At 68.8% G+C, this 8126-nt stretch carries 1 protein-coding gene; it reads left to right on the top strand.

All coding sequences use genetic code 11. The features are described 5' to 3' along the window. Positions 1–474 precede the first annotated feature (474 nt). Positions 475–8126: DNRLRE domain-containing protein (locus tag ACTWPW_RS61895; protein WP_443174685.1), on the top strand; the 7652-nt coding region annotated here is incomplete at its 3' end.

Here is an 8126-nt window from a genome sequence, read left to right as displayed (position 1 = left end):
AAGAGGTGGGAGGTGGTTGTCGTCCTCCGTCGCGGGCCGGCACGTTGCCATTTTTCACAGCAAATTCGGAGACTGGCCGGTCAGGGCTTTCCCAGCTTCCCGTATTGAAACCGTTATACGCATACGGTGCGCTGACGATGTCTACACGTTTCGTGATCCACGTCCTGCTCATGCGCGGATAACAGCTGCGCCGCGCGCTCGTCCGGCGCGCGGGAAGCCGGGCCGGCGGGCTGTCGCGGCGAAGATCGACGGGGTTGACAAACGTTTGTGACCGGTTGATGATCCCGGCAAATACCTACGTGGGGCTCCGGCTTTTACCTCGTCCGGGATAAATAACTCCCGTTCGGCGAAAAAGACCGATCTGCAGTTTCCTTCCGTGTCCACCGACTTAGTGCTGTGGCCTTTTTCGGCATGCCACGGCCTGATTCAACCATGCCCTTTTTCGGCTCCCGCTCCGACTCTGGAGGCCGGCCCATGGCTGCACACAGGACAACGCGTGAACTTCGTCGATTATTGGCCGGGCTCCTGGTGCTCGCTGTCGCCCTGGGCGGCATGCAGCTCCCCGCCGGAGCGGCCACACCCGGCCCGCCCCCCGTGGGCGACGCGCGAGGCGGGTGGAAACCGGACAGCGAGCGCGGCTGGCTGGAGGACCTCTCCGACTGGCTGACCGGCGCCGAGGAGACGCCCGAGCCGCGTGATCTCGGCGTGAACGGGGTGCCCCGGCGCGATCAGGAGCCGGCCGGGCAGAAGCTCCCGCCGGTCAAGCGGGTCAAGGAACTGGCCGGCGGCCGCAGCGCCCACGAGCGGGCGTTCCTGCTGGAGGACGGCCGGCAGCAGGTGGAAGTATCAGCAAGGCCGCTGAATTATCGCGACAAATCCGGCAAGTGGCAGCCGATCTCCACCGAGCTCTCGCCCACGGACCGGGCGGGCTTCGCGTACGGCAACCAGAGCAACGTCTTCAGCAGCTTCTTCGGCACCGACCCCGGCTCCGTCCTCCGCGTGGAGCTGGACGACGTGTCCGTGACGCTCGGGGCCGACGGGGTGAAGCGCGGGAAGCCGCAGGTGAAGGGCAACACGGCCACCTACGCGTACGACGAGGGCGGGGCCCGGCTGTCGTACGAGGTGACCCCGGAAGGCGCCAAGGAGCAGATCGTCCTCGACGCCGCGCCGGAGCAGGCCCCCACCTACACCTTCAGCATGAAGGTGGACGGGCTGCGCGCCTGGCAGCGGCCGGACGGGTCGATCGCGTTCTACCGCGGCGACTTCGACGGCGCGCCGGTCATGGAGATCCCCAAGCCGTACATGACCGACGCCCGCGACGACGCGTCCTCGCCGTACGGCAAGGCGTACAGCGACAAGGTGACGCAGAGCATGGCGTGGGACGGGGCGGCTGGGCTGCTGCGGCTCACGGTGACCGCGGACCAGGCGTGGCTGGCCGATCCGGCCCGGCAGTACCCGGTGGTCATCGACCCGACGATCAGGATCGCGCCGACGCCCAGCGTCTCGCAGGACACGATGATCGTCTCCGACTCCCCGGACACGAACTTCGACGGGAGCTGGCGCCTGTCGACCGGCACGTCGTCGGTCGGCGTGTCCCGCTCGCTGCTGAAGTTCCCGCTGACCGGGGTGCCGTCCGGCACCAGGATCGACTCGGCGCAGCTCCAGGTCTACTACGACCAGGACATTCAGACCAGCACCGGGGCGAGCAACAACGTCACCCTTCAGGCGCACCGCGCGACCGCCGCCTGGGACGAGACGACCGCCACCTGGAACACGGCCAAGAGCCTCACCGGCGAGCTCGGCCACAACAGCGAGGTCGTCGACGACGGCGACACCGGCCGGACCGCGGCGACCGGCGCGTGGCCCGCCTCCACCAGCGCCCTGGCGGCCAAGGCCGTCAACGGTGACTACCTGTACAACAAGGACGCCGTCGCGGGCGACCGCTACACCTGGACCCCGCGCCTGACCGAGGACGGCGACTACCGGGTCGACGTCCACTACGTGGAGGCGTCCGACCGGGCCACGGCCGCGCCCTACACCGTCACCTACAACGGCGGCACCAAGGCATACGCGGTCAACCAGTACGCGGCCTCCACCACGAACGGGGTGTGGAAGACCCTGGGCACCCATCCGTTCGCCGCCGGCACCACCGGCAAGGTCGTCCTGGGCGACGGCCCCGCCTCGGCCTCCACCGGGGTGATCGCCGACGCCGTGCGGCTGACCAAGGACGCCACCCAGGTGAAGCCGGCCGGGGCCAACGGCAGCCAGTGGCACTCCTTCGCGGTGCGCAACATCGTCCAGTCGTGGCTCGACGGCGCCGCCCCGAACCACGGCTTCGTGCTGAAGGCGGCCGACGAGACCCTCGACAAGGGCGGGGTGCGCTACGAGGGCAGCCTGTACTCCTACGGCGGGGAGACCGCGACCTACCCGCGCCTGGTGCTGACCTACGGCCGCCAGGGCGTGGCCGTCGATCCTCCCGCCACGATCCACGCCGCCGGCGCGGAGCTGTCGTGGCCCGCCTACCGCGACCCGTCGGACGGCTCGTCGGACGACCTCGTGGAGTATCAGGTCCACCGGAGCGTCTACCAGACCTTCACCCCGTCCGCGGCCACACTGGTCTCCCCCGTGGCGCCGGCCACCACGTCGTTCACCGACTCGACGGCCGAGCCCACCCCGGCCACCTCCACCGATCCGTTCGGCCAGGTCTACTACTACATGGTCGCGGTGAAGACCAAGGACGGGCAGATCGTCCCCGGCCCGACGGAGATCGCCGCGCTGCCGAAGGCCGGCCGCACCGTCAGGATCTTCCAGGGCGGCACCGCGGACACGACCCTGTCCAGCGGGCAGCCCGACGTCAACCAGGACGCGCTGGCGGGCGCGCCGTGGCTGTCGGTCGGCAACAACTCCGGCACGTACGGCACGACGAGGGCCGTGCTCAAGTTCCCCGGGGTCTCCGCGATCCCGCCGACCGCCCGGGTGCTCGACGCGTCGGTGGACCTGTGGGAAGTGACCATGATCGGGTCGGGCACGGCCACGTACGAGCTGCGTGGCGTGAACACCGGATTCGAGGAGAAGACGGCCACCTGGAACAGGGCCACGGCCGCCACGGCGTGGACCACGGCGGGCGGCGACCACGCGGCCACGGTCACCGGCAGCTACGCCGGGATCACCAACGACCCCTACCGGCGCAGCTTCACCGCCACGGCGCTCACGCAGAGCTGGGTCGCCGCCCCCTCCGCCAACCACGGCGTGATGATCAAGCTGGCGAACGAGGCGACCCCCGCCGAGCGGACCCTGTTCCTGTCCGACGAGGCGGCCGAGCCGCAGCTGCGGCCCCAGTTGCGCGTCACGTATCTGGAGAAGACCACCGAGAGCACCTATCACGCGCCCGGCACGGCGGCCCGGATGGTCGAGGGAGGTCAGAGCACCACCCCGGTGACGCTCACCAACACCACCGCGGCCACGTGGAAGGCGTCGGACTACGTGCTGTCCTACCGCTGGGCGCGGCCCGACGGCACCGACGTGACCACCGCCGACAACCAGGTCAAGACCGCGCTGCCCAAGGACCTCGCCCCGGGTGACACCGTCACCGTCCAGGCGCAGGTCAAGGCGCCGGTGACGGCCGACGAGAGCAACAAGCGCACGAGCTACGTGCTGCAGTCGGACCTGTACAACAGGGCGACCGACGCCTGGCTGTCGGCCAGCGACGCGATCCCGGCGCTGACCCAGGCGGTGGCGGTGGACAAGCCCACCTCCAACCAGCTGGGGCTGGAGCCGTTCTACGAGTACGCGGGCCGCGACACCGGCGCCGGCGGCGTGCTGCGCAACAACCTGTACTCGGGGAACGCCGTCTGGACCTACAACCCCTGGCTGCACCCGTCGCGCGGGGACTTCTCCACCGTCGTCAACCTCGCCTACAACTCCAAGGACACCTCCAACAGCTCGATGGGGTTCGGCTGGTCGCTGCAGGCCGCCACGCCGATCCGGCTCGGCACGCCGCTGGACTTCCACCCCAACCCGAACCCGACCACGGTGACCATGACCGACGGGGACGGCACCGGCCACACCTTCACGTGGGACGACGCCGCGGGCGAGTGGACCAGCCCGAAGGGCGTGCACCTCTACCTGCAGCGCCTGGTGACGTGCGGCCCGCAGACCGAGGAGTCCCGGGCCTGGGTGATGACCCAGCCCGACCGTACGCAGTACTACTTCGACTGCGACGGCTACCTGTCGGCGGCGCAGGACCGCAACGGCATGATCAACACCGCGTCGTTCACGTACGCCTCGCGCAAGTCGAACAACAAGCCGGTGAAGTTCCTGCAGTACGTCACCGACCCGGCGCGCCGGCAGACGCTGACCATCGACTACTACCAGAAGGGCGAGAACTACACCTGGATCAACGACGAGGGCGAGGAGGTCTACTGGGCCAACCTCGTCAACCCGAACATCATCGACCGCGTCAAGTCCATCAGCGACATCGAAGGCCGCAAGATCACCTTCATGTACACGAGCTGGGGCCTGATGGCCAAGATGGTCGACGGGGACGGCCACGACAGCGCCAAGACGTTCCGCTTCGACTACGACATGACGCAGGGCAACCGGAACGCCAAGCTGGTCAAGGTCACCGACCCGCGCGGCAACGGCACCGGCGTGGCCTACTACTACCCGCAGACCGGCGACGACCCGAAGTTCCACTGGTCGGCCAAGACCATCACCGACCGGCTGGGCGGGACCACCGGGTTCGGCTACGTGGACCCCGACGGGGCCACGGGCGAGACGCTCGACACCACGGTCACCGACGCCGAGAACCACGCCACCGCCTACCACCTGGATGAGTACGGCCGGCCCACCCGGATCACCAACGCCAAGACCCAGGTCACCAACCTCGGCTGGGACGCCGACCACAACGTGGTCCGCGAAGAGGAGAACAACGGCGCCGTCACCACCTCGGGCTACGACCCGCTCACCGGGCACCGGCTCTGGGTCCGCGACTCCGAGGCGAACCACAACGGCACCCCGGCCACCACGTACACGTACCAGAAGGGCTTCAACGGGCGCATCGCGGACCTGATCGCCGAGACCAGCCCGGAAGGCCGCCGCGTCACCTTCGCCTACGACGCGTGGGGCAACCTGACCTCGGTCACCGACCCCGTCGGCAACACCACGGAGACCGCGGGCGACTACACCACCAGGTACGCCTACGACATCTACGGGCAGGTGACCCAGGCGACCGACGCGAACGGCAACCCCACCACCTTCGGTGACTACGACGCGACCGGCCAGCCGCAGGTGATCACCGACGCGAACGGCGACTCCACCCACCTCGGCTACGACTGGCGGGGACTGCCGCTGACGGTGACCAACCCGCTGGGGACGGCGAGCTGGCGATCGTACGACCTGTTCGGCCGCCTCCTGACCAGCACGGTGCAGAAGGACCACACGGCCGGCGAGAACATCGTCACGCCCGCCCCCGTCTACGACCCCAACGACAACATCACCAAGGCCACCGCGCCCAACGGCGCCGTCACCACCACCGCCTACGACGCGAACGACCAGGTCACCTCCACGCTCGAACCCAGGGACGAGCAGAGCGACGCGCCGGAGCGCAAGACCTCCTTCACCTACGACAAGGTCGGCAACCGGCTGACGATCACCGAGCCCAACGGCAACGTCAGCACCGCGGCGGGCGACTACACCACCACCAAGTCCTACGACGAGATCTACCAGCTCACCGGCGTGACCGACGCCAAGGGCTTCAACACCAGGTACATCTACGACGGGGTCGGCAACCTGACCTGGGTCATCGACCCGCGCAAGAACGCCACCCCGGACCCGCTCGACCACACGGCGAAGTTCGGCTACGACCGCAACCACCGGGTGACCGCGGTGACCGACGCCGGCGGGTACACCACCGCCGCGGGCTACGACCGCGACGGGTTGCAGACCACCTCCACCGACCAGAACGGCACCGTCTCCACCACGGTGTACGACGCCCGCGGCAAGGTGGTCGAGACCCGGGTGCCGCACGAGGTGGTGGACGGGAACGCCAAGGAGACGATCCGCCGGTTCGAGTACGACCAGGTCGGCAACCAGACCAAGGCGATCAACCCGCGGGGCGTGGCGACCACCGACGACCCGGGCGACTTCCTGACCGAGATCCGCTACGACAAGCTGAACCGCGCGGTCGAGCAGATCTACCCGTTCGACAAGGACGACAACCAGGGCGCGCCGGACTACCCGTACCGCACGCCGCAGAGCGTCCAGTACACCTACGACGCGGCCTCGCGCCTGACGTCGGTGGCGTTACCGCCGCCCGACCCCGATCACACCCCCAACCCCGACCACCGGGGGCGGATCGTCAGCAACACCGAGTACTACGACAACGGCTGGATCAAGAAGTCGACCGATCCGTTCGGCATCGCGGTCAGCTACGACTACAACGACCTGGGCCAGCAGACCGAGCGGAAGGTCACCGCGGCCGACGGGAGCCTGCAGCGGGCCCTGGAGTGGGGCTACCACCCCGACGGCAAGCTCAAGCGCCACGCCGACCAGGGCGGATCGTCCGGACCGCCGTACCCGCAGACGGTCTCGTTCGACTACCTCTACGACCCGAACGGCAACCTCAAGAAGGTCACCGACAGCTCGCCGAACGCCACGATCGACCAGTGGGACCTCGAGTACGACGACCTCAACCAGGTGCAGAAGATCACCGAAAGCCTGGACGGCGCGCTCAAGAACACCACCTCCTACGGCTACAACGAGATCGGCAGCCTGATCCGCCGCGCTCATGACAAGACGATCGCCGACTACACCTACGACGCCCGCGACCTGCTCGACACGATGCGCAACGCCGGCAGCGCGACCGACCCCAGCCCCAGGCTGACCCGGTACACCTACACCCCGCGCGGCGAGCGGGCGACCGAGACCAAGTCCAACGGCAACGTCGCGACCTACGAGTACTTCCTCGACGGGCTGCCGCGGCACTCGGTGGAGAAGAAGCCCGACGGGGCCGTGCAGGCCGAGCACACCCTGACCTACCAGGCCGACCTGCGCGTCGCCAAGGACCACACCAAGGTGCGGTGCGTCGAGTTCCGGTGCCTGTACCCGGACGTGGAGAAGGACTACACCTACGACCCGCGCAACCGGGTCACCAAGGTGGAGTACCTCTCCCAGGCGCGCAGCGAGGAGTACCAGTACGACGCCAACTCCAACGTGGTCATCCAGAACGTCGCCGGGACCTCGACCAACTTCCAGTACGACTGGAACCGCCTGGTCAGGAGCGGCGACCTGGGCAGCTACTCGGAGTTCACGTACGACCCCTCGGGCCGGCTCTCCGCGGTGACCTCCGGCGAGGAGCAGACGCCGACGGCGTTCTACTTCTACAACGCCTTCGACCAGACCACCCGCACCGAGCAGGTCGGCGTCGACGGCGTGAACCGGGCCACGGAGTACACCTACGACCCGCTGGGCCGTACCTCCTCCACGACCGACCACGACGGCAGGAAGACCACCTACTCCTACCTGGGCCTGTCCGGCGAGGTGCTGGACGAGGAGGTGGCCGGCTCGATCACCCGCTCGTTCGAGTACTCGGCGTGGGACGAGCGGCTTTCCATGGCGAGGTTCGGCGCGGGCGGGAGCGCCGAGCGCAGCGTCTACGGCTACGACCCGCAGGGCAACGTGGAGATCCTCACCACCGACACCGGCGACACCCGGGCCACGTACGGCTACAGCGTCTTCGGTTCCCTGGTGCCGGGATCGGTCAGCGGGGTGGACACCCCCGACTCGGCCAACCCGTACAAGGAGCCCTACAACCCCTACTGGTTCGGCGCCCGGCGCTTCGACCAGCTGTCGTCCAGCTATCAGATGGGGTCGCGGAACTACCTGCCCACCAGCCACCAGTTCCTGACCCCCGACTCGCGGCAGGAGGCCGGAGCCGATCTCGGCCTGACCCTGAACCCGGCCACGAGCAACCGCTACGGCTTCGCCGCGGGCCTGTCCGTCGCCAACCTGCGCTACTCCCCGCCGATGGACTGGAAGCGGGAGCTCTCCTCCATCGGCGCCGGGCTGCTGGTCGGGCTGGGCGTGGGCGCGCTGGCGGCGCTGTGTCCCGAGACCGGTGGCATCAC

Source organism: Nonomuraea sp. KM90 (assembly GCF_052246675.1).
GTDB lineage: Bacteria > Actinomycetota > Actinomycetes > Streptosporangiales > Streptosporangiaceae > Nonomuraea.
This window is presented reverse-complemented; position numbering and strand designations above follow the sequence as displayed.